The sequence below is a fragment of the Candidatus Planktophila dulcis genome (assembly GCF_002288225.1).
Taxonomy (GTDB): domain Bacteria; phylum Actinomycetota; class Actinomycetes; order Nanopelagicales; family Nanopelagicaceae; genus Planktophila; species Planktophila dulcis.
The window spans coordinates 386,823-408,465 of the sequence record NZ_CP016777.1; the positions used below are offsets into that span (position 1 = coordinate 386,823).

Sequence of the window (21,643 nt, forward strand, 5' to 3'; positions counted from 1 at the left end):
CCTTCCTCCCTATGCATTCGGTCTTATTGCATTCGGAGTCTTTGCATTCCTTCTGTATATCGTTCTTCGCTTCGATAAGTAGTAGACCTTGCGCGTAGGGCTTTACGGCGGCACATTCGACCCCATTCATAACGGTCACATGCACGTTATCCAGGAGTTAATCTCTCGAAAGATTGTGGATCACTTACTTGTTCTTCCAGCTGGCCAACCGCGTCTGCGCGATAACGAGCCACATGCAACTGGTGCCCAGCGCCGTGCCATGTGTCAGTTAGCGGTGAGTGAACTCCCTGCTGAGATAAGTAAGTGCGTTGAAGTAAATCCCATTGAAGTATTACGAGAAGGACCTAGCTTCACGATCGATACCGTTGAGGCTGTGGCGCAGAACTATGAAGGCGACACCATTGTTCTCATTGTCGGCACTGATGCCTACGAAAAGATTGATCAATGGCATCGCGCTGATGAGCTTAAAGAGATGGTTGAGTTTGTTGTCATTGACCGCCCTGAATTTTCTGGACAGCACAACACAAGCGTGGATGCGATTGCAGTCTCTGCAACTGATATCCGAGCACATAAATCTGATGCAGTACCGGCGGCAGTCGCCGCCTATATAAAGGAGCACAACCTCTATGCCAGCAAGTAAAGCCTGCGTCGAACGCACACAGATTGCAGCACGCGCTGCCGTTGATAAGTTCGGTACCGAACTCGTTGCACTCGACCTCTCAGATCAGAGTGTGCTCAGTGAGGTATTCCTTATTGTTACTGCAACCAATGCAAAGATGATTGGCAGTATTGCAGACGAAGTAGAAGAGCAGCTTCGCCTTGTGGGGGATAAGCCACTACGCCGTGAAGGTACGGATGAATGGGTGCTCATTGATTACTCAGATCTCGTCATTCATATCCAATCGACAGAGCTTCGTCGTTATTACATGCTCGATCGCTTGTGGAATGACTGCCCAAAGATTGAACTCGATATCGTTAAAGAGGAAGCAGCTCGTGGGTAATCAGATCATTTTGTGGCGCCACGGACAGACCGAATGGAATGTTGCCAATAAGTTTCAAGGCCACACAGATATTCCACTCAATGAGGTGGGAAAGTTTCAAGCATCCCATGCAGCGCCCATGATCGCTGCAATGGATCCCACAATGATTATTGCAAGTGATTTGGTTCGAGCGCAGAGCACAGCCCATGAGTTAGTCAAGCTCACAGGACTTGAAGTACTTACCGACCCACGCCTTCGCGAGACAAATTGCGGAAACTGGGAAGGCTTAACCGGTGATGAGATTCGAAAAGTAGATCTAGCTAACTTACGTGAATGGTCGATGGGTGGAGATAACCCAGCTGGCACAGTGGGTGAAAGACGTAGCGAAGTTGGAGCACGTGGAGTTGCAGCGATTACGGAAGCACTCGCAGGTAAAGAGAATCAGCGACTTGTCGTTGCAACACATGGTGGAACATCTCGAACAATTATTGGTTCTTTTCTTGATTTGCCGATTCCATACTGGTCTCGCGTTGGTGGGTTATCAAATGCGCAATGGTCGATTCTTGAAGAGTCGCCTAAAGGTTGGTTATTGGTCGAACATAACGCCGGATCTATTCCAGAGCCTGTCTATGGCGAAGAATCCGGCGCAGTGATACCTGATTCAGTACGGTAAAGTTCGCTTTTTAACAGCGGGGATATGGCGCAATTGGTAGCGCGCTTCCATGGCATGGAAGAGGTTAGGGGTTCGATTCCCCTTATCTCCACGTGAGTACAGAACGCGAACACGCGGCATACGATTTTGCATACGTGCAAGAGAAGTGGCTGCCGATTTGGGATGCGCTCGAGCCATTTAAATCTGGTCGAGCCGATGATGTGCGCCCGAAGAAGTATGTACTCGATATGTTCCCTTATCCATCAGGTGATCTACATATGGGCCATGCCGAGGCATATGCACTCGGGGATGTAATTGCTCGTTACTGGATTCAAAAAGGTTTCAACGTCATGCACCCGATCGGTTGGGATGCATTTGGATTACCTGCAGAAAATGCTGCAATCAAGCGCAATGAAGATCCACGTATTTGGACCTATGAAAACATAGCAACGCAGAAAGCTTCGATGCGACGCTATGCATGTTCATTCGACTGGGATCGCGTCTTTAACACATGCGATCCTGAGTACTACAAGTGGAACCAATGGCTCTTTACCAAACTTCATGACCGTGGCTTGGCATATCGCAAGGACTCTGCAGTTAACTGGTGCCCAGGGTGTCAGACAGTATTGGCTAATGAACAAGTAGTAGCTGGACTCTGTGAACGATGTGACACAGCTGTCACCAAGAAGAAGCTCAACCAGTGGTATTTCAAGATTACTGATTACGCAGATCGCTTACTCGATGACATGTCAGAGCTAGAAGGCAAGTGGCCTGAAAAAGTCTTGCTCATGCAGCGCAACTGGATTGGTCGCTCACAAGGTGCCAACGTTAACTTTGTCATCGAAGGTCGCACAGAACCTGTCACAATTTACACAACTCGCCCCGATACTTTATACGGTGCAACATTTATGGTTGTTGCAGCTGACTCAGCACTGGCTGCTGAACTTGCAGCTGGCACACCCGTTGAAGCTGAATTCAAATCATATTTAGAGAAGATTAAGGCTGCATCAGATATCGATCGCCTTGCAACAGATCGCCCGAAATCTGGCGTTGATTTGCAGCGCTTTGCAATCAATCCAGTTAATGGCGAAAAGCTTCCTATCTGGGCATCTGATTATGTACTCGCAGATTATGGAACAGGTGCCATCATGGCTGTTCCGGCTCACGATCAGCGCGACCTTGATTTTGCAAAGGCGATGGGACTTTCTGTTCGCGTAGTTGTTGAAACAGGCGAGGAAGATCCCAATGAAACCGGTATTGCCACAACTGGTGATGGAAAGCTTGTTAACTCTGGATCTCTTAACGGTTTAACAAAGAGTGATGCGATTGCCGCAATTAATAAGCAGCTTGAAGCAGATGGACTTGGAAAGTCAGCTCGTAACTATCGCTTGCGCGATTGGCTTGTATCTCGCCAGCGTTATTGGGGCACGCCTATCCCAATCGTTCACTGCGACAAGTGCGGTGAGGTAGCTGTTCCAGATTCAGAACTTCCATTGTTGTTACCTGATGCAAAGGGCTTAGATCTCAAGCCAAAGGGACAATCACCACTTGCTGCAGCAACTGAGTGGGTTAATACCAAGTGCCCTAAGTGTGCAGGCCCTGCCATGCGCGATACCGACACGATGGATACCTTCGTTGACTCATCTTGGTACTACTTGCGTTACCCATCATCGACGAATTCGACTGAACCATTTAATCGCGCAGAGATTGATACATGGCTACCCGTTGATCAATATGTGGGTGGCGTTACCCACGCAATTCTGCACTTGCTCTACTCGCGCTTCTTCACCAAAGTCTTATATGACATGAAGATGCTCTCATTTACTGAGCCTTTCACGCGTCTTCTCAACCAAGGAATGGTTGTCATGGATGGCTCTGCGATGTCTAAATCTCGTGGCAACCTCGTGCGCCTATCTGATGAACTTGAAAACCACGGCGTTGATGCAATTCGTTTATCTATGGTCTTCTCAGGTCCGCCTGAAGATGATGTGGATTGGTCAGATGTTTCACCATCAGGCTCTGTGAAGTTCCTGAGTCGTGCATGGCGTCTATCAGGTGATGTCACATCAGCACCTGGTGTTGATTTCGGTAAGGGCGAGCTTTCACTTCGCAAGGCAACACATAAAGCACTTCATGATGCAGGTTTTGCCGTTGAATCTTTTAGATTTAACGTAGCCATTGCTCGTGTGATGGAGCTTGTGAATGCAACACGTAAGGCAATTGATTCAGGTTGTGGCGCGGCAGATCCTGCAGTGCGTGAGGCAACGGAAGCAACCGCAATTATGTTATCCCTTGTTGCACCATTTACAGCAGAGGAAATGTGGGAGCGCTTAGGCCATAAGCCCGCTATCGCACTTGCTGGCTGGCCCGCAGTAGATCCAGCCCTGCTTGTGGATGACGAAGTAGAGGCTGTTATTCAGATTAACGGCAAGATTGTTGGACGCATCAATGTCTCACCAACGATTTCAGATGCTGATTTTGAAGCAGCCGCCCTAGCTCTTCCTGCGATTGTCGCAGAGCTCAAGGGCGCAACGCCTAAGAAGGTTATTGCTCGCGCTCCAAAGCTTGTCAACATCGTTCTGTAATCAACAGAGCTCACTTTTTTGCGCTAATACTCGCGCTCCATCTAGCACCATCCGCGGATGGAAAATGAATATCTCTCTAATCTAAGAAATTGGTGGGGCGATCTCCACTACTCGTCCCTTCAAAAACGAGGCCTTGCAATCATTGCCTGCCTTGTCATCATCATCTCTGCACTCTTTGTTCTCCGTGGTTCTTCACAAGAAGTTATTGCAGCCCCTGCTCCCCTTGAGATGGAAAGCATTTCGCAGCAAAGATTGATGGTCGATGTTGCAGGCGCCGTTGTGAACCCTGGTGTGTATTCCCTTCCCCTGAATGCACGCGTCTTTGAAGCAATTAAAGCTGCAGGCGGGCTCAAGAAAGGTGCTGATACTTCCGATATCAATCAGGCACGAATACTCAGAGATGGTGAACAGATATATGTCTATCCCACCACAACAAGTTCTGGGGGAGTTGCAAGGCCTGCAATGCGAAAGAACGGCCCCGTCATGATTAATAGAGCTACTGTGAAAGATTTCGAATCACTCGATGGCATAGGTCCTGTGCTCGCCAATCGCATCGTGAGCTATCGAAAGATTAATGGACCTTTTGCAGCAGTTGAAGATCTCTTAAAAGTTCCTGGTATCGGGCAGAGCAAATTCGCACAGTTCAAAGAGAAGCTGCGCGTGTAATCGACAGTCGCGCCCTCGCATTAGGGGGTGCGATCTGGGTTGGCGCACTCATACAAAGTTGGAGCGCACCGTGGGCTATCTCTGCGGTAGCGCTCCTTCTGGCTCTTATCTCAACGCGCAAGAGACGATTTGTCGTACTCATCGTGGCACTTCTTCTTGGTGCATCCATCATGTCGATTCGTATGACAGCGCTGGAATCAAGTGCCATTCATCAATATCGGGATAGAAGCACCGAAGTCATCGTTCAAGTAACTACCGATCCAGTACGTGTTGCTCCCAAGATTATGGGAACAGCTTTTGCGCCAACATCTTTTAGCTTTATAGGCCAGGCACTTGAAGTAGATAACCGCTACAAACTTCGCATACCTGTTCGAGTCTTTGCCTCAACGTATAGCGTTGAAGGTTTGCTTCCGGGTCAAAAGATAAGCGTGCAGGCTAAGGTTCTAAAGAGTAAAGAGCGACGGGTTGCAGCGCTGCTAATAGTTAAGCAGAGAGTGAAGGTATTAACGCCACCATCTCGATGGGCCCAATCACTTGCAACTATTCGCCTTGGGCTTCGACAGGCAACGGGCACAGGAGATGCGGGTGCGTTGATTCCCGGAATGGTTATTGGAGATGTGAGTAAACAGAGCGCTGATTTCAAAAACGATATGCGCAGATCAGGGCTTACCCATCTTGTTGCAGTCAGTGGCGCAAACTTTGCCATTGTTTCAACCTTTGTCTTGTGGGGGATGCAATTCATCTTTCGAAGGCTCAATCACCGCCTTATTGCAACTGCGATATTTCTAGCTGCATTTATCGCACTTGTGCGTCCATCACCATCAGTGCTTCGCGCAGCTGCCATGGCTGCAGTTCTTCTCTTCGCATATGGAAGACGACAAGGTCGCGATTCATTGCCAGCGCTTGGCTTTGCCATAGGAGCAGTGGTGATTGCCGATCCTTTTCAGGCGCGTGATCCAGGTTTTGCACTCTCTGTTCTTGCAACCGCAGGGCTGCTGCTCCTTGCACCAAAGATAAAACCAAAGTTCTTAGCTCCACCGATTGCTGCAATGGTTTTTTGTGCACCCATCATCGTCTCCCTCTCTGGATATATCAGCCCCATGAGCGTTCTCGCCAACTTACTTGCCGCCCCTGCCGTCACACCTATCACCATTGTGGGATTTATTGCAGCACTCATCTCTCCTATTGCACCTGTGATATCAGCAGGGTTGATATTTCTTGTGAAGCCACTTGCTACATGGATTGCTTGGGTTGCCGAGTGGATTGCACAATTTCCCGTCTTCACACTAATAACAGGACTCTATGGCTTCCTTGCGGCAGCGTTGATAGTTGCTGCTATCTACTTTGGCCGTGCAAAGTTTGCAATCGGCTTATTGATTCTTGTCATCGCCTTCTCCTGGATACAGCGATTTCCAGCAGGAGATTGGCAGATTGCCAATTGTGATATCGGTCAAGGTGATGCGATGGTGATTAACTTAAAGAACAATCGAGGGATAGTCATTGATGTGGGACCAGATCCACAAGCCATGGATAGATGTTTACATCAACTAGGAATCAAAGAGATTCCACTACTTATTCTGACTCACGTGCATGCAGATCATGTGGGTGGGTTGCAAGGAGCTAAGAAGAACCGAAAAGTTGGCACAACATGGTTTGGCAATATCAGCGCAGGAGCAAAGGCACGTATTGATGGAATAGATATCGAAGTAATCTGGCCAGAGCAAGGTGATTTCGATGGCAACCCCAATAACGCAAGTATTGCGGCAACCTTTCGCTCCAAAGATTTCACACTCTTTGCAGCCGGTGATATTGAACCTCCGGTGCAGAGCCTGCTCAGATCACGAGTTGGTAAGGTCGATATCTATAAAGTTGCACATCACGGCTCCAAATATCAAGACCTCGATTTAATGCGAGAGCTCGCACCGGCACTGGCCATCATCAGCGTTGGCGCTGAAAATAGCTATGGACATCCTGCACCGAGCACTATCTCGGCCTTGACCGACTTACACGCTAAGGTATTGCGTACCGATATTGGTGGGGCAGTTGCCATCCGAGCAGAGCGCCATCGCTTATCAATCCAGCGCAGCAAGCGCTGGTTAAGGATTTTCTTCTGGAGTTAGGGGGTGTGATGAACGCGTTCTATCTCCTGCTTGGTTCAGAAGGCGCCCTTGCAGATCGCGCCCTTGCAAAGCTACAAGCAGAGTTTAAAGAAGAGAGCGCAGAAATCACCACCATCGATGCATCTGATGCACTGGTGGGAGATATCGCAGATGCTTTAGCGCCCTCACTTTTTTCTGAGCGCCGCGGCCTGATCATTAAAGATTTGCAGGATCTGCCTGAAGATTCCAAAGCTGAAGTCACTCGCTATTTAGAGCAACCAGATCCCACGATGACTGTTGTCTTTGTCCATAAAGGTGGCGTTAAAGGAAAAGCTCTCCTTGATGCGATTAAGAAGGTAAAGCCTGAAATCGTGCCATGTGATGCAATCAAGAAAGAATCTGAGAAAGAAGATTTTGTTAAAGGTTTATTCCAAGATGCAGGTCGCAAGGCAACACCGGGTGCAATCAAGGCAATGGTTGGAGCCCTGGGTAATGATTTACGCGAGCTGCAATCGGCAGTCTCACAGATTGCACTCGATGCTCCTGCCGGTGCTATCGATGAAGCGATGGTGGATAAATTCCATCAAGGTCGCATTGAAACAACTGGCTTTGATGTTGCTGATGCAACGATTGATGGCAACTTACCTGTTGCGCTAATTACCTTGCGCAGCGCACTGGAGACTGGCACAGATCCTGTCATGGTGACATCTGCGATTGCATCATCACTGCGATCTCTTGCAAAGGTCTCTGGAACAAATCGTGGAACAAAATCATTTGAATTAGCTGGACAACTTGGAATGGCTCCATGGCAGATTGATAAAGCTCGTCGCCAGCTGCAATCGTGGACACCTCGTGGAATTGCATCTGCCGTTGAGGCGATCGCCAAGGCCGATGCCGATGTGAAGGGGGCCTCATCTGACCCCATCTTCGCGCTTGAAAAAGCCCTGCAGACCATCGCTGCAGCCCGCGCCCAACGTTGATTCCAGCGATAAATCTCGATTTTGGGCTCGCCCCCTTGCGCTGATAACCTACGCCTCTGCACAAATCACAAGGTTTGGCTAAAAAGAGATAAATCGGAGCAATACACGTGGCAAATATCAAGTCGCAGATCAAGCGTATTAAGACAAACGAGAAGGCATACCTTCGCAACAAGTCTGTCTCATCATCTATCAAGACTGCAGTTCGCAAGTTTCGCGAGGCTGTCGCTAAGGGTGATGCTGCAACAACTACGACTGAACTCCGCGCAGCTTCAAAGGCTCTCGATATCGCAGTTGCAAAGGGCGTTATCCATAAGAACGCTGCAGCTAATAAGAAGTCTTCAATGGCTAAGGCTGCTGCTAAAGCCGGCGTTCGTTAATTTTCGCCGAACCAGCAGAATAAAGGTCTCTTAAGTGCCTGCAATATCCATTGCTAAGGCGCCACAACCAGCATCGACAAATCCGGCGCAGATTCGCAATTTCTGCATCATCGCCCATATCGATCACGGCAAATCAACTCTTGCCGATCGCATGCTCCAAATTACTGAAGTTGTAGAGGCACGCAATATGCGCGCGCAGTATCTAGACCGCATGGATATTGAACGCGAACGCGGAATCACTATTAAGTCTCAGGCAGTTCGCCTTCCTTGGCGCAGCGGCCTTGATAACCAGGAATACATCCTGAACATGATCGACACACCAGGTCACGTTGACTTCACCTATGAAGTATCACGATCACTTGCTGCCTGTGAAGGCGCGGTTCTCCTTGTTGATTGCGCACAAGGTATTGAAGCCCAAACTCTTGCTAACCTCTATCTTGCGATGGAGAACAACCTCACCATCATTCCTGTTCTGAACAAGATTGATCTTCCAAATGCACAACCTGAGAAGTTTGCTGCAGAACTTGCAGGGCTCATTGGCTGCAAAGTTGAAGATGTCTTGCGCGTTTCAGGTAAGACGGGCGATGGCGTTGCTGACCTTCTTGATCAAATCATTGCGCAGATTCCAGCACCTACCGGAGATGCCGATGCACCAGCACGCGCTCTCATCTTTGACTCTGTCTATGATTCTTATCGAGGCGTTGTTACTTACGTGCGCGTGATCGATGGTCATATCAATCCACGTGAGCAGATTCAGATGTATTCAACGGGTGTAAAGCATGAAGCACTTGAAGTTGGCGTTATTAGCCCTGAACCACTGCCATCAAAGGGTCTTGGTGTGGGCGAAGTGGGTTACTTGATTACTGGTGTGAAAGATGTGCGCCAATCACGTGTGGGTGACACGATCACAAACTTTGCACGTCCAACAAAGCAGCCTCTGGGTGGATATAAAGATCCCAAGCCAATGGTCTTCTCAGGTCTATTCCCACTCGATGGCGCAGATTTTCCTGTCTTGCGTGATGCACTTGAGAAGCTGCAACTTAACGATGCAGCTCTCGTCTATGAACCAGAGAGCTCTGCAGCGCTCGGCTTTGGTTTCCGCTGCGGTTTCCTCGGTCTTCTTCACATGGAGATTGTGCGTGAGCGCCTTGAGCGCGAAGCAAAGCTGAACTTGATTTCAACTGCCCCTAACGTGGTCTATCGCGTGACAATGGAAGATGGCAAAGAATTTATCGTGACTAACCCGTCAGAATTTCCAGATGGCAAGATCAATAATGTGAAAGAGCCAATCGTGAAGTCAACGATTCTTGCTCCTTCAGAATTTATTGGAGTCATCATGGAGCTCTGCCAAGATCGCCGCGGCATCATGCTCGGTATGGATTACATCTCTGAAGATCGCGTTGAAATCCGTTACACCTTGCCTCTTGCTGAAATCGTCTTCGACTTCTTTGATCAACTCAAAAGCCGCACACGAGGCTATGCATCCCTTGATTATGAAGAGATCGGCGATGAAGAAGGCAATCTCGTTAAGGTTGATATTCTCTTGCAAGGTGAAGCAGTCGATGCATTTAGCGCAGTAGTACACCGCGATAAGGCATATTCCTATGGCGTGATGATGACTGGCAAGCTGCGCGAGCTCATTCCTCGTCAACAGTTCGAAGTTCCTATTCAGGCAGCTATTGGCTCTCGCATTATTGCCCGTGAATCTATTCGCGCTATCCGTAAGGATGTTCTTGCTAAGTGTTATGGCGGCGATATCTCTCGTAAGCGCAAACTTCTCGAGAAGCAGAAGGAAGGTAAGAAGCGCATGAAGATGGTGGGACGTGTTGAAGTTCCACAGGAAGCCTTCGTTGCAGCCCTTGCTACCGATGCCGATATCGAAAAGATTAAAGCAGCCCGCAAGCTCGAAGGCTAAGTAGCCATGCTCTCGTTCTACGTCCATATTCCATATTGCGTTCGTCGCTGTGGTTACTGCGACTTCAATACCTACACACCATCTGAACTCCAAGATGGTGCAACCTTTGAAATTGTCTCTGGCGATTACATCGATGCAGTTCTCAAAGAGTTAGAGGCAGCTCCTAAAGATCTGGTTCCCACTATCTTCTTCGGCGGAGGAACTCCATCACTTCTGCCTCCTAAAGATCTTGGTCGCGTAATAACTGCAATCAAGGCTCGCAATGGAGTTACAGATGATTGCGAAATTACCTTAGAAGCAAACCCAGATTCTGTAACACAGGAAAAGCTCAATGAATTGATTGCTGTGGGGTTTAATCGCATTTCTTTCGGCATGCAATCATCGAATGCAGATGTATTGAAAGTCCTCGATCGCACACATAATCCTGAGAACGTTCGCAAAGCTGTTGATATGGCACGAGCTGCCGGATTCCAATCAGTCAGCGTTGACCTTATTTATGGAGCGCCAGGAGAATCTTTGAGTGACTGGGCAGCGACTGTAAAAGAGGCGCTCTCGCTCAATATCGATCACATCAGCGCCTATGCACTCATCGTTGAAGAAGGCACAAAGCTTGCGGCTCAAATCAAGCGCGGTGAATACACCATGCCTGATGATGATCTGATGGCAGATATGTATTTACTTGTCGATCAACAGTGTCTGCAAAAAGGTTTGAAATGGTATGAACTTTCAAACTGGTCAAAGCCAGGACATCAATGTCGCCACAATATTGCTTACTGGAAATCCAATAATTGGTGGGGCTTAGGTCCTGGTGCTCACTCACATATCGATCAGAAGCGATTCTGGAATGTGAAGCACCCCAATGCCTATAAAGAGAAGGTCTTTGCAGGGATTTCACCGATTAAGGATTCTGAAATTTTAAGTGATGAAGAGAAGAAATCTGAATACATCATGCTTGCAATCCGTATGCCAGAAGGTGTGAAGAAGGCAGCGCTCAGTGTTGCCCAATTTGAACGTTCTATGGAATACATCAAGAGTGGTCATGTGATTGAGAGAGAGAGCGCTCTGGCTCTGACTCCAAAGGGTCGCTTGATTGCAGACCGCATTACGCATGAAATGCTTCGTTAGCACTCGCACGATAAGATTGCCAAACTATGACCACTGATCGCCGCCTAGAAATCCTTCGGGCAATCGTCGATGAATATGTCGAGACCCAAGAGCCTGTTGGCTCAAAGGCGATTGCTGAAAAGCGTGCACTGGGAATTAGCCCTGCAACTATCCGTAATGAGATGGCAGTTCTTGAAGAAGAAGGCTTTATTACTCAGCCTCACACAAGTGCTGGTCGCATCCCTACCGATCGTGGATATCGACTCTTCGTCGACAAACTCTCTGCAGTCAAACCTCTTTCAACTGCTGAACGTCGCGCCATTGAAACTTTCCTTGAGGGAGCACATGATCTCGATGAAGTTGTGAAGCGCTCTGCAAAGTTATTGGCAGATATCACCAAGCAGGTAGCTGTTGTGAAGTATCCAAAAATTGGGGATTCAAGCGGGCGAGAGATGATGGCTATTTCTGGAACTGCAAACCTTGCGCGCTCTGGAGAAGATTTAGGTCCAGCTCTTTCGCCAATCCTTGAAGCGCTCGAGGAACAAGTTGTATTGCTACGTCTATTAAGCGATGCCCATCCCACAGTGCATGTGACGATTGGTAGTGAACAGCAAGATATGAATTTGCAGACAACTTCTCTTGTCAGCGTTGGCTATGGCTCTGATGCATCCCTTGGAATTCTTGGACCTACACGTATGGATTACGCAGGTTCGATGGCAGCTGTCTCTGCCGTTGCTCGCTATGTCGGTCGATTTATTACAGAGAGCGCTAAGTAATGGCTGATTATTACGGTCTGCTTGGCCTAGATCGCGGTGCATCACAAGATGACATCAAGAAGGCATATCGCAAGATTGCACGCGAACTGCATCCAGATGTGAACCCAGATCCTGAAGTGCAGAATAAATTTAAAGAAGTTACCGCTGCCTATGACACGTTATCTGATCCACAAAAGCGTCAGCAATATGACATGGGTGGCCAAGGTGGATTCGGCGGAGGATTCGGTGGCGGTGGATTTAGCGACATCATGGATGCATTCTTTGGTGGCGGTGGAAATCGTGGACCTCGTCCACGTATGCGCCAAGGACAAGATGCGCTCATTCGCATTGAGGTAGATCTCAATGAGGCATGTTTTGGAACAGAGCGCGATATCACTTTGGAATCTGCTGTCATCTGCCAGAAGTGTGAAGGACAAGGAACTGCTAACCAGAGCGCACCATCAATGTGTCCAGTCTGTAAGGGGCGCGGTGAAACTCAATTTGTTCAGAAGTCATTCCTCGGTCAAGTAATGACATCACGTCCATGTAATAACTGCTCTGGTTATGGAAGTGTTATTACAGATCCATGTCGTGAATGTGGTGGCGATGGTCGTGTGCGTGCGCGCCAAACAATTAACATCAAAGTTCCAGCAGGTGTTGAGACTGGTAACCGCATCCAGATGGCAGGCCGCGGTGAAGTGGGTCAAGGCGGGGGACCTGCAGGAGATCTCTACGTTGAAATCGTTGAAGAAGAACATGAATTCTTGCTACGCGATGGCGATAATTTACATATTGCCATTGAAGTCTCATTCGCTGCAGCATCTCTTGGCACAACAGTGGCTGTTGAAACACTCGATGGCCCAGTCAAGGTGGAGATCAAGGCAGGAACTCAGAGCGGTGCAACCGTTCCAATCAAGGGCAAGGGCATGACACGTCTTCGCACCACACAGCGCGGTGATCTCATCGTCCATGTCGATGTTGCCACACCTCACAAGCTCAGCCGTGATCAAGAGAAGTTACTCAAGGATTTTGCATCATCTCGTGGTGAAAAAGAGGGCGATGTAAAGATTAAAGGCCATAGAGAAGGACTCTTCTCTAAATTCCGCGATGCATTTGGTCGCTAATGCGCACCCTCTTCTTCGTTGACGATCTTCCCACCACAGTGGGAAGCACATATGAATTCAATAACGATGATGCCCTCCATGCCATTCGTGTGCTTCGCACCAAGAGTGGAGATGACTTCAATCTCTCGGATGGCAAGGGAAATTGGTCTCATGTGCAGGCAAAGGAAGTTCATAAGAAGCATATGACTGTTGAAGTTCTTGAGACTGGTCATCAAGATGCACTTGGAACACACTTCACAGTCATTCAAGCAATCCCTAAGGGTGATCGCATCAAGGAAGCTATTGAGCTATGCACTGAAGGTGGAGCAGATTGCATTGTGATGTGGAAAGCTGCACGTAGTATTGGAAAATCAGATGACAAGATTGAAAAGCTTCAGACCACAGCACGTGAGGCAAGTAAGCAATCACGCCGCTTTCGCATCCCTGAGGTCATGGGCGTAGCTGCAACTAATGCAGTTGTGGATCAAATAGCGCAAGCTGATTTAGCGATCGTCTTTCACGAATCAGCAACAATGAAAGTTTCAGAAGTTGTGGCACCAGGTTGCACAAAGGTCGCAATTATCATCGGACCTGAAGGCGGGTTAACGGATGATGAAATCGATACCTTTGCAGCAGCTGGAGCGAAGGTTGCCTTGATGGGACGGCCTGTTCTGCGCTCAGCACATGCAGGACTAGCTGCTTTATCTGCCGTCAACACCGCCCTTTCTGTGTGGTGAATTGACCTGGATACCGATAGATTTTCAGTCATATGGAACGCCTCTTAATCACCGTCCCACCCGCCATCCCGATGGTTTCACTCGTCGGAGCCAATGATGCAAATATGTTGGCAATCGAGGCAGCATTTCCTTCAGTCAATGCCACTGTGCGCGGCAATGAAATCACCCTGCGCGGACCACATATCGACTGCCTTGCGATGGAGAAGTTGATTACCGAGATGATGGTTGTAATCCGTTCAGGTCAAAACCTCAACGTTGATGCAGTCTTACGCAGCATTGCGATGCTTGAAGCACAACCAGCACATAACCCTGGTGAAGTTCTCTCACTCAATATTGTCTCTAACCGTGGCAAGACAATTCGCCCAAAGACTGCGAACCAAAAGCTCTATGTCGATGCTATTGAAGAGAACACCATTACATTTGGAATAGGTCCTGCTGGAACTGGAAAGACATATCTTGCGATGGCAAAGGCAGTTGCAGCGCTGCAAGCAAAGAAAGTCAATCGCATTATCTTGTCTCGTCCTGCTGTTGAAGCAGGGGAGAAGCTTGGATTCTTACCTGGAACGCTGAATGAGAAGATTGATCCTTATCTTCGACCACTCTTTGACGCACTCCACGACATGATCGATGTTGAAGCAATTCCTCGTCTGATGCAGACCGGCGTGATTGAAGTAGCACCACTTGCCTTTATGCGCGGTCGCACACTCAATGATGCATTTATTGTCTTAGATGAAGCGCAGAACACCACACCTGAGCAGATGAAGATGTTCTTAACGCGCCTTGGATTTGGTTCCAAGATGGTGATTACTGGCGATATCACTCAAAATGATCTACCTAACGGGCAACGTTCAGGTCTTGGCATTATTCGAGACATCCTTGATGGCGTTGATGACATCGCATTCTTGGAGCTCACTGCAGATGACGTTGTGCGCCACCGCTTAATCGGTGACATTGTGAAGGCTTATGACAAATACGATGCAGCAAAGACTATGCCGCATTCCATTCGCAAATCATGACCGTTGAGCTAGTTAATCGCTCTGGCGCTTTGGTGCCCGAAACCCAGATGCACACCCTGATTGATTTCGGCATTGAATATATGGAGCTCAACCCTGAGTGTGAGATTTCTCTGACCTTTGTCGATCCTCAAGAGATGGAAGAGCTTCACATTAAGTGGATGGATGAACCAGGACCCACAGATGTTCTCTCATTTCCTATGGATCTGCCTCAAAGCAAAGGTGAAGCGGTAACTCTTGGAGATATCGTGATTGCTCCTGCCGTTGCAGCGCAGCAAGCGCAGAGCGCAGGTCATAGCGTTGAAGAAGAAATCTATATCCTTGCTACACATGGCTTGCTCCATATCTTGGGCTATGACCACGCAGATCCTGATGAAGAGAAAGTCATGTTCGCGTTGCAAGAGAAAATAGTGAAGGAGTGGTCACTGACAGTGACCAAATAACTGTGAAGGTAAAAATAGTAAAGAAGATTAGCTTGGCATTTAAGGGTTTTGCATGGGGACTTCTTTCAGATGAAGATGAGCTACGACAGCTCATGGATCACGCCCATACCCGCGGCCTTGTTGAATCAGATGAACACGAGATGATTCATAATGTATTTGAACTAGGGGACACCTTGGTGCGCGAGCTTATGGTTCCCCGCACAGATATGGTCTGGATTGAGAAAGATAAGACTCTGCGCCAGGCGCTCTCACTTGCACTTCGCTCTGGCTATTCACGTGTTCCTGTAGTCGGAGATGGCATCGATAACATCATCGGAATCGCCTATGTGAAAGATTTAGCAAAGCGAGCACTCGATCACCATGAAGCAGAAACAACTGAGAAGGTTGAACAACACACTCGCCCTGCAGTCTTTGTGCCCGAAAATAAGGAAGCTGCAGAGCTATTAAAAGAAATGCAGCGCGATCAGATCCACCTTGCCATCGTTGTCGATGAATATGGTGGAACTGCAGGAATTATCACTATTGAAGACATTATTGAAGAGATCGTTGGTGAGATTGCCGATGAATACGATGATGGCATTGAAGCTTTCACCTGGATTACTGAGACCAAGGCCCGCGCAAAAGCCACGATGCATGTTGAAGATTTAGCCGATGAGCTCAAGATTGAAATGGATCGTGATGAGTTTGAAGATGTCGACACCATCGGCGGATATATGGCTGAGAAGTTAGGCCGCGTTCCGATTGCAGGGTCCACTATTGATTTGCAGGGATGGTCGATTACATCTGAGCGCCCAGTTGGACGTAGACGTCGTATTAGCTCAGTTATTATTGAGCGACTAGATACGGAGATTGATGAGCATGAATAATCCAGAAGATACAAAGCTGGTAACTCTTGCTACCTCCACCCTTGCTCGAAGCGGTGCGCAGCAAGCAGCAGCGCTGCGCGATAACACAGGACGCACCTATGTTGCGATCAATGTGACATCACCATCTCTCAACCTTGATGCATTTGAAGCAGTTCTTACTGTGGCTCTTGCATCTGGAATAACAGGAATTGAGAGCGTTGTTGCTACAGGTTCACTTCCTGCAAATACCAAGGCGATTAAGGATTTTGCACCTACTGCAACGATTTTCTATATTGATTCAGACGGCAAGGAAAGCTCGCTTTAGCCTTATTTACGCCTTGAAGATAAGATTGCCCAATGCGCGTAGTTCGATTTACACCTCAGCCTGATGCAGGTTTAGGTACCGACCCGCTCTTTGGAATCCTTGAAGAAGATAATCAGATTTCGATCATCTCAGGAGATCCGATCTATCACGGCATTCAAAAGACAGCAGCGAAGGTCGATCTGACAAAGGTGCGCCTATTGGCACCAGTCATTCCTCGCTCCAAGATTGTTGCAGTGGGTAAGAACTATGCAGATCACGCAGCTGAAATGGGTGGCGTTGTTCCCGATGAACCCATCATCTTCTTAAAGCCCAATACATCTGTCATTGGACCTGGCGACACCATCGTCTGGCCTGCAATGGCTCCCACTATTGATTATGAAGCAGAGCTTGCCATTGTGATTGGTCGCGTATGTAAGGAAGTTCCGAGAGAGCGCGTTAAAGATGTGATCTTCGGATATACCTTGGCAAATGATGTGACATCTCGCGAACTACAAAAGCGTGATGGACAGTGGATGCGCGCAAAGTCATTTGATACCTTCTGCCCGCTTGGTCCATGGATTGAAACAGAGTTTGTTCCCGGCACACAGCGCATCACCACAACGCTTAACGGTGAAATCAAGCAAGATGCCAAGTTATCTGACATGATCTTTAAGGTCGAAGATATTATTTACTTCGTGACTCAAGTAATGACTCTCTTGCCTGGCGATGTAATCATTACTGGCACACCAGCTGGAATCGGACCAATGCCTGAAAAATCTACTATTGCTATATCCATCGAAGGCCTTGGCCAATTAACCAATAAGGTGAGCGCGCGTCCATGAGTAAAAAAGTTAAGGTACGTTTTGCGCCATCTCCCACAGGAGATCTCCACGTTGGAAATATCCGCACAGCACTCTTTGATTGGGCATATGCCCGTCACACAGGTGGCACATTCCTCTTTCGTATTGAAGATACTGATACAACGCGCGTTACTGATGAATACATCAATGCAGCAATAGACACCTTAAAGTGGCTTGGTCTGCAATGGGATGAGGGTCCAGAAGTTGGTGGCCCAAATGGTCCTTACCTTCAATCACAACGTCTTGATATCTATGCAGAGTGGGCACAGAAGTTCCTCGATCAAAAAGATGCTTACTACTGTTACTGCTCACCGGATGAACTTGAAGCAGTGCGTGAATCACAGCGAGCTGCAAATGTTGCACCCGGATACAACGGACATTGCCGTGAGCTAACAGCAGATCAAATCGCTGCCTTTAAAGCACAAGGTCGTGAAGGTGTTGTGCGCATGCGCATGCCTGATGGCACAACGACTTTCAGAGATGAAATCCGCGGCGATGTGACTTTTGATCACAAGTTTGTTCCTGACTTTGTTCTTGTGCGCGCAGATGGCTCACCTCTCTACACACTCGCTGTTGCAGTCGATGATGTTCTGATGGGTGTGACTCACGTATTACGCGGTGAAGACTTACTATCATCGACTCCACGACAGATTCGTGTGTATCAGGCGATGGGTGTGAAGTTGGAGGATTACCCAGTCTTTGCTCACCTTCCCTTTGTCATGGGTGCAGATAATGCAAAGCTTTCTAAGCGCAATGGTGAAGTCTCTATCGCTTGGTATCGCGAGCAGGGATATTTGCCTGAGGCAATCTGTAATTACCTCGCTCTACTTGGATGGTCACCAGGTGATGATCGTGAGAACATTTCCATGAAGGAGCTCACTGAGCTCTTTACCGTGGAGAAGGTGCACTCATCTCCTGCCCGCTTTGATATGAAAAAGCTTGAGGCAATTAACGGCGATAAAATCCGTGCCCTAAGCCTTGAAGAGTTCGCCACATGGACCATGCCATTTCTCATTAAGGCTGGAATCATTACAGGCACTAATGCTGAAGTTGAGCTGGTCAAGCAGGCACTTCCCATTATTCAAGAGCGCATCGTCAAGCTTGATGAAGCACCTCAGTTATTGAAATTCCTCTTTGTGAAGGAATTTGCTGTCGATGCTGATGCGGTTTCAAAGATAACTGATGCTGGGGCCAAAGATATTTTGAAGCGCTCACTTGCAGATCTTGAGGGAGTTGCAACGTGGAACCACGAAGCAATTGAAGCGGTGCTTCGTGCATCCCTGATTGAAGAGCTAGGGCTCAAGCCACGTATTGCATTTACCGCACTTCGTATTGCAACAACTGGAAGCACTATCTCTCCACCGCTCTTTGAATCAATGGAGTTGCTTGGGAAAGAGGCCTGCTTAGCCCGTATTTCCAAGGCCCTAGCGCTCTAAATTGCCGCTGTAATTTCTACCCTTTTGTTAAGGTAAACTTTCCACCTTGCCACACGGTGAAAAGTATTGGGGTATGGGGTAATTGGCAGCCCTGCTGATTCTGGTTCAGTAAGTCTAGGTTCGAGTCCTGGTACCCCAGCGATATACAGCACTTACGTACAACTTAATATGTTTGTCCTAGTAATTTTTTGGCACGGCCCCGTCGTCTAGCGGCCTAGGACTCTGGCTTCTCAAGTCAGCTACGAGGGTTCGAATCCCTTCGGGGCTACAGTTCGTTACAACTTCGATAAGAATCGAGATAGTGATGGCTATTACCAAACGCGTGGATCTCTCTGATGCGCAGGTAAAGGCTCTCTCATCTTTGGTCAGCGGTCGCATCTCTCAAAATGAATCAGTACTAGATAGCCATGGGCGCGATGAATCTGCATTTCCTCCCGTTCGCCCATCTGCCGTAGTCACAGTTCACTCAACGGATGAAGTCTCCAAAGTCCTTTCATACTGCAACGGTGAAGGTATTCCCGTCGTTGCCTTCGGCGTTGGTTCATCCCTTGAAGGCCATGTGTTGCCTCTCTTTGGTGGAATCTCACTGGATTTAAGTGAGATGGATTCGATTATCAAAATCTCTCCTGATGATTTAACAGTGACTGTGCAAGCTGGCGTTAAGCGCATGGCGCTGAATAAGAAGCTATCCAATGATGGATTGTTCTTCTCGGTAGATCCTGGCGCTGATGCAACGATCGGTGGAATGACCTCAACCGGAGCTGCTGGAACTACAACTGTGCGCTATGGATCTATGCGTGAGAATGTACTCAAACTCACCGCAGTATTGGCAGATGGCACAGTTATCCAAGCAGGACGCGAGACTCGCAAACTCTCTGCAGGCTATGACTTAACACGACTCATTGTTGGTTCTGAAGGCACACTTGCCATCGTCACAGAGATTACCCTTCGTGTCTTTGGTATTCCAGAGAAGATGGCTGCTGCAGTATCGCGCTTTCCTTCCCTAGCAGATGGTGTGCAGGCAGCTATTGCTATTGTGCGATCTGGTGTTGCTATTGCTCGCTGTGAATTCCTGGACGCGCAATCGATTAAGAACGTTAACGCCCATGATGGGCTCACTTTGCAAGAAGCGCCCACACTTCTCTTTGAATTCCATGGATCTCCTCGTGGAGTGGAAGAAGATGCCAAGGTAGTTCAAGAGATCACATCTGACTTCGGTGGCACAGATTTTGAATGGACGACGGAGGAAGGCCAGCGCCGTAAGTTATGGCAAGCACGTCACAACGCATATTGGGCAGGCATCGCAGCATTTCCTGGAAAGCGCGCCATCAGTACCGATGCTGCAGTTCCGCTTTCAAAGCTTGCAGATGCAGTTGCGATTGCAGAGAAGATTTTGAAGGAATCACCATTCCCACACTCCATCTTGGGACATGTGGCTGACGGTAATTTCCACACCTTTATCGTCACTGATCCAACAAAGCCTGAAGAGCTCGATGCCATTCGTGAACTCACACATAAGACCACCTCAGCAATTATTGCGATGGGTGGCACCTGCACGGGCGAGCATGGAATTGGTGCTGGAAAGATTGATTCATTGCTGGAAGAGGCAGGTCAGTCATCAGTTGCAGTGATGAAATCCATCAAGGCAGCCCTTGATCCCAATGGAATTTTGAACCCTGGGAAAATCTTTCACTAATTAGAGCGAAGCGGCTATTGCTGCACCAATCTTTGTCACAAGCGGTTCCGGGTTTGCGATGCACTTTTTGATATCAGGCTCAAGAGAGGCCAATGTAAAGATGCCTTTAAATCCAGTTTCTTGATGCGCATCCGCATCACCACAGACCAAGAATGTGGGGATAGAAGATTTCATAGCACGCTGCAAGATTCCCCACGGTGCTTTGCCTTGGGAGCTCTGTGAATCAAAGCGACCCTCTCCTGTGATGATGTAATCGGCGCCAACTAACTGTCTATCGAATTGCACAAGGTCAAGAATCAGATCAATACCGCTCTCTGCTGTGGCAGATAGGAATGAGTAAGCCATAAATCCAAAGCCACCTGCAGCACCGGCACCAGGTGCGGATGCGTGTGGGCCACCCACAAGTGATGCAAAGTGGGCAAGAGATGTCTCAAGGATCTCTACTTCTTCACGTGATGCACCTTTCTGTGGTGAAAATACTTGCGCAGCACCCTCACTACCTAAAAGTGGATTCTTCACATCATTTGCCAATACAAAGGTGGTTTGTGCAAGGCGCGAATCGAGACCAGTAACATCTATCTTGACGCAGTCGATAAGTGCGCCACCACCTTGTGCAATCTCATTTCCTGCAGCATCAGTGAGCTTTGCACCGAGTGCTTGCAGTGCACCTGCCCCCGCATCTGTTGTTGCACTTCCACCGACTGCCAAAATGATCTTCTTCGCACCTTTATTAAGGGCGGCAAGAATGAGTTCTCCTGCACCGAATGAAGATGATTTAAGTGCTGACCTCACGCCATCTGGTAGCTGTGAAAGCCCAGAAGCTTGGGCCATCTCAACAAAAGCTATGTCATCTTTGAGTGCAATATGCGCCTTCACTAGATTTCCGACAGGTCCTGCAACTTCACATTCAATAGTTTTAAAGCCTGCGTTAAGAATTGCATCGAGGGATCCTTCGCCACCATCGCCGATAGCAATCTTTACGATTTCACATGTTGGGATAACAGAGTGAATACCGGCTGTAATCCACGATGCAATCTCACTGGAAGTTGCACTGCCCTTAAATGAGTCTGGGGCTATGACAATCTTCATGTAT

21 protein-coding genes and 3 tRNA genes are annotated in these 21,643 nt (G+C 48.2%); 23 read left to right on the plus strand and 1 reads right to left on the minus strand.

Annotation, left to right across the window (positions count from 1 at the left end; genetic code table 11):
• Positions 1-88 precede the first annotated feature (88 nt).
• The 23 genes from nadD (at position 89) to A1sIIA65_RS02090 (ending at position 20,550) form a co-directional block, all read left to right on the plus strand.
• On the plus strand, positions 89-640 hold the full coding sequence (gene nadD / locus A1sIIA65_RS01980; protein ID WP_095675927.1) for a nicotinate (nicotinamide) nucleotide adenylyltransferase: 552 nt from the start codon (positions 89-91) through the stop codon (positions 638-640).
• The gene (gene rsfS, locus A1sIIA65_RS01985) at positions 627-1,001 is read left to right on the plus strand and encodes a ribosome silencing factor (protein ID WP_095675928.1); all 375 of its coding nucleotides are present in this window, start codon (positions 627-629) and stop codon (positions 999-1,001) included. The genes nadD and rsfS overlap by 14 nt, the downstream gene beginning before the upstream one ends.
• Positions 994-1,653: a histidine phosphatase family protein gene (locus A1sIIA65_RS01990; protein ID WP_223298545.1), complete on the plus strand. Its 660-nt coding sequence runs from the start codon at positions 994-996 to the stop codon at positions 1,651-1,653. Before rsfS ends, A1sIIA65_RS01990 begins: the two co-directional genes overlap by 8 nt.
• An 18-nt stretch (positions 1,654-1,671) precedes the next feature.
• Positions 1,672-1,744 (plus strand) — tRNA-Ala (locus tag A1sIIA65_RS01995).
• 1 nt (position 1,745) lies between these two features.
• A complete protein-coding gene (leuS, locus tag A1sIIA65_RS02000) occupies positions 1,746-4,217 on the plus strand; it encodes a leucine--tRNA ligase (protein ID WP_095675930.1) in 2,472 nt (823 codons plus the stop codon).
• A gap of 57 nt (positions 4,218-4,274) precedes the next feature.
• A complete protein-coding gene (locus tag A1sIIA65_RS02005) occupies positions 4,275-4,883 on the plus strand; it encodes a ComEA family DNA-binding protein (RefSeq protein ID WP_095675931.1) in 609 nt (202 codons plus the stop codon).
• A 143-nt stretch (positions 4,884-5,026) separates the two neighbouring features.
• The gene (locus A1sIIA65_RS02010; RefSeq protein ID WP_223298546.1) at positions 5,027-7,003 is read left to right on the plus strand and encodes a ComEC/Rec2 family competence protein; all 1,977 of its coding nucleotides are present in this window, start codon (positions 5,027-5,029) and stop codon (positions 7,001-7,003) included.
• A gap of 8 nt (positions 7,004-7,011) precedes the next feature.
• On the plus strand, positions 7,012-7,962 hold the full coding sequence (gene holA, locus A1sIIA65_RS02015; protein WP_095675933.1) for a DNA polymerase III subunit delta: 951 nt from the start codon (positions 7,012-7,014) through the stop codon (positions 7,960-7,962).
• Positions 7,963-8,069: 107 nt separating this feature from the next.
• On the plus strand, positions 8,070-8,339 hold the full coding sequence (gene rpsT, locus A1sIIA65_RS02020; protein WP_095675934.1) for a 30S ribosomal protein S20: 270 nt from the start codon (positions 8,070-8,072) through the stop codon (positions 8,337-8,339).
• A 34-nt stretch (positions 8,340-8,373) separates the two neighbouring features.
• Positions 8,374-10,254: a translation elongation factor 4 gene (lepA, locus tag A1sIIA65_RS02025; RefSeq protein WP_095675935.1), complete on the plus strand. Its 1,881-nt coding sequence runs from the start codon at positions 8,374-8,376 to the stop codon at positions 10,252-10,254.
• Between the two features lie 6 nt (positions 10,255-10,260).
• Entirely contained in the window at positions 10,261-11,379 is a 1,119-nt protein-coding gene (gene hemW / locus A1sIIA65_RS02030) for a radical SAM family heme chaperone HemW (protein WP_095675936.1), read from the plus strand.
• 26 nt (positions 11,380-11,405) lie between these two features.
• Complete coding sequence (locus A1sIIA65_RS02035) at positions 11,406-12,134, plus strand: HrcA family transcriptional regulator (protein WP_095675937.1); 729 nt, start codon at positions 11,406-11,408, stop codon at positions 12,132-12,134.
• Positions 12,134-13,237, plus strand: a complete 1,104-nt coding sequence (gene dnaJ, locus A1sIIA65_RS02040) for a molecular chaperone DnaJ (RefSeq protein WP_095675938.1) — start codon at positions 12,134-12,136, stop codon at positions 13,235-13,237. The genes A1sIIA65_RS02035 and dnaJ overlap by 1 nt, the downstream gene beginning before the upstream one ends.
• Entirely contained in the window at positions 13,237-13,953 is a 717-nt protein-coding gene (locus A1sIIA65_RS02045) for a 16S rRNA (uracil(1498)-N(3))-methyltransferase (protein ID WP_095675939.1), read from the plus strand. Before dnaJ ends, A1sIIA65_RS02045 begins: the two co-directional genes overlap by 1 nt.
• Positions 13,954-13,985: 32 nt before the next feature.
• Entirely contained in the window at positions 13,986-14,969 is a 984-nt protein-coding gene (locus tag A1sIIA65_RS02050) for a PhoH family protein (protein ID WP_095675940.1), read from the plus strand.
• Positions 14,966-15,409 carry an rRNA maturation RNase YbeY gene (gene ybeY / locus A1sIIA65_RS02055; RefSeq protein WP_095675941.1) on the plus strand — a complete coding sequence of 148 codons (444 nt, stop codon included), beginning with the start codon at positions 14,966-14,968 and terminating at the stop codon, positions 15,407-15,409. The genes A1sIIA65_RS02050 and ybeY overlap by 4 nt, the downstream gene beginning before the upstream one ends.
• A gap of 32 nt (positions 15,410-15,441) precedes the next feature.
• On the plus strand, positions 15,442-16,275 hold the full coding sequence (locus A1sIIA65_RS02060) for a hemolysin family protein (protein WP_223298074.1): 834 nt from the start codon (positions 15,442-15,444) through the stop codon (positions 16,273-16,275).
• Positions 16,268-16,579, plus strand: coding sequence for a cytidine/deoxycytidylate deaminase family protein (locus tag A1sIIA65_RS02065; RefSeq protein WP_095675942.1), 312 nt, complete (start codon positions 16,268-16,270; stop codon positions 16,577-16,579). Before A1sIIA65_RS02060 ends, A1sIIA65_RS02065 begins: the two co-directional genes overlap by 8 nt.
• Positions 16,580-16,611: 32 nt before the next feature.
• The gene (locus A1sIIA65_RS02070; RefSeq protein ID WP_095675943.1) at positions 16,612-17,400 is read left to right on the plus strand and encodes a fumarylacetoacetate hydrolase family protein; all 789 of its coding nucleotides are present in this window, start codon (positions 16,612-16,614) and stop codon (positions 17,398-17,400) included.
• The gene (gltX, locus tag A1sIIA65_RS02075; protein WP_095675944.1) at positions 17,397-18,854 is read left to right on the plus strand and encodes a glutamate--tRNA ligase; all 1,458 of its coding nucleotides are present in this window, start codon (positions 17,397-17,399) and stop codon (positions 18,852-18,854) included. The genes A1sIIA65_RS02070 and gltX overlap by 4 nt, the downstream gene beginning before the upstream one ends.
• Positions 18,855-18,921: 67 nt before the next feature.
• A tRNA-Gln gene (locus A1sIIA65_RS02080) sits at positions 18,922-18,993 on the plus strand.
• A gap of 56 nt (positions 18,994-19,049) precedes the next feature.
• Positions 19,050-19,122 (plus strand) — tRNA-Glu (locus A1sIIA65_RS02085).
• 36 nt (positions 19,123-19,158) lie between these two features.
• The gene (locus A1sIIA65_RS02090) at positions 19,159-20,550 is read left to right on the plus strand and encodes an FAD-binding oxidoreductase (RefSeq protein WP_095675945.1); all 1,392 of its coding nucleotides are present in this window, start codon (positions 19,159-19,161) and stop codon (positions 20,548-20,550) included.
• On the opposite strand, the gene A1sIIA65_RS02095 is transcribed toward A1sIIA65_RS02090, so the two are convergent.
• A complete protein-coding gene (locus A1sIIA65_RS02095; RefSeq protein ID WP_095675946.1) occupies positions 20,551-21,639 on the minus strand; it encodes a glycerate kinase in 1,089 nt (362 codons plus the stop codon).
• Positions 21,640-21,643: the final 4 nt, after the last annotated feature.

Coding starts and splice junctions, on each gene's coding strand:
- rsfS (WP_095675928.1), top strand. CDS start 627: ATGCCAGCAAGTAAAGCCTGCGTCGAACGCACACAGATTGCAGCACGC.
- A1sIIA65_RS02005 (WP_095675931.1), top strand. CDS start 4,275: ATGGAAAATGAATATCTCTCTAATCTAAGAAATTGGTGGGGCGATCTC.
- holA (WP_095675933.1), top strand. CDS start 7,012: ATGAACGCGTTCTATCTCCTGCTTGGTTCAGAAGGCGCCCTTGCAGAT.
- hemW (WP_095675936.1), top strand. CDS start 10,261: ATGCTCTCGTTCTACGTCCATATTCCATATTGCGTTCGTCGCTGTGGT.
- A1sIIA65_RS02035 (WP_095675937.1), top strand. CDS start 11,406: ATGACCACTGATCGCCGCCTAGAAATCCTTCGGGCAATCGTCGATGAA.
- dnaJ (WP_095675938.1), top strand. CDS start 12,134: ATGGCTGATTATTACGGTCTGCTTGGCCTAGATCGCGGTGCATCACAA.
- A1sIIA65_RS02045 (WP_095675939.1), top strand. CDS start 13,237: ATGCGCACCCTCTTCTTCGTTGACGATCTTCCCACCACAGTGGGAAGC.
- A1sIIA65_RS02050 (WP_095675940.1), top strand. CDS start 13,986: ATGGAACGCCTCTTAATCACCGTCCCACCCGCCATCCCGATGGTTTCA.
- ybeY (WP_095675941.1), top strand. CDS start 14,966: ATGACCGTTGAGCTAGTTAATCGCTCTGGCGCTTTGGTGCCCGAAACC.
- A1sIIA65_RS02065 (WP_095675942.1), top strand. CDS start 16,268: ATGAATAATCCAGAAGATACAAAGCTGGTAACTCTTGCTACCTCCACC.
- A1sIIA65_RS02070 (WP_095675943.1), top strand. CDS start 16,612: ATGCGCGTAGTTCGATTTACACCTCAGCCTGATGCAGGTTTAGGTACC.
- gltX (WP_095675944.1), top strand. CDS start 17,397: ATGAGTAAAAAAGTTAAGGTACGTTTTGCGCCATCTCCCACAGGAGAT.
- A1sIIA65_RS02090 (WP_095675945.1), top strand. CDS start 19,159: ATGGCTATTACCAAACGCGTGGATCTCTCTGATGCGCAGGTAAAGGCT.
- A1sIIA65_RS02095 (WP_095675946.1), bottom strand. CDS start 21,639: ATGAAGATTGTCATAGCCCCAGACTCATTTAAGGGCAGTGCAACTTCC.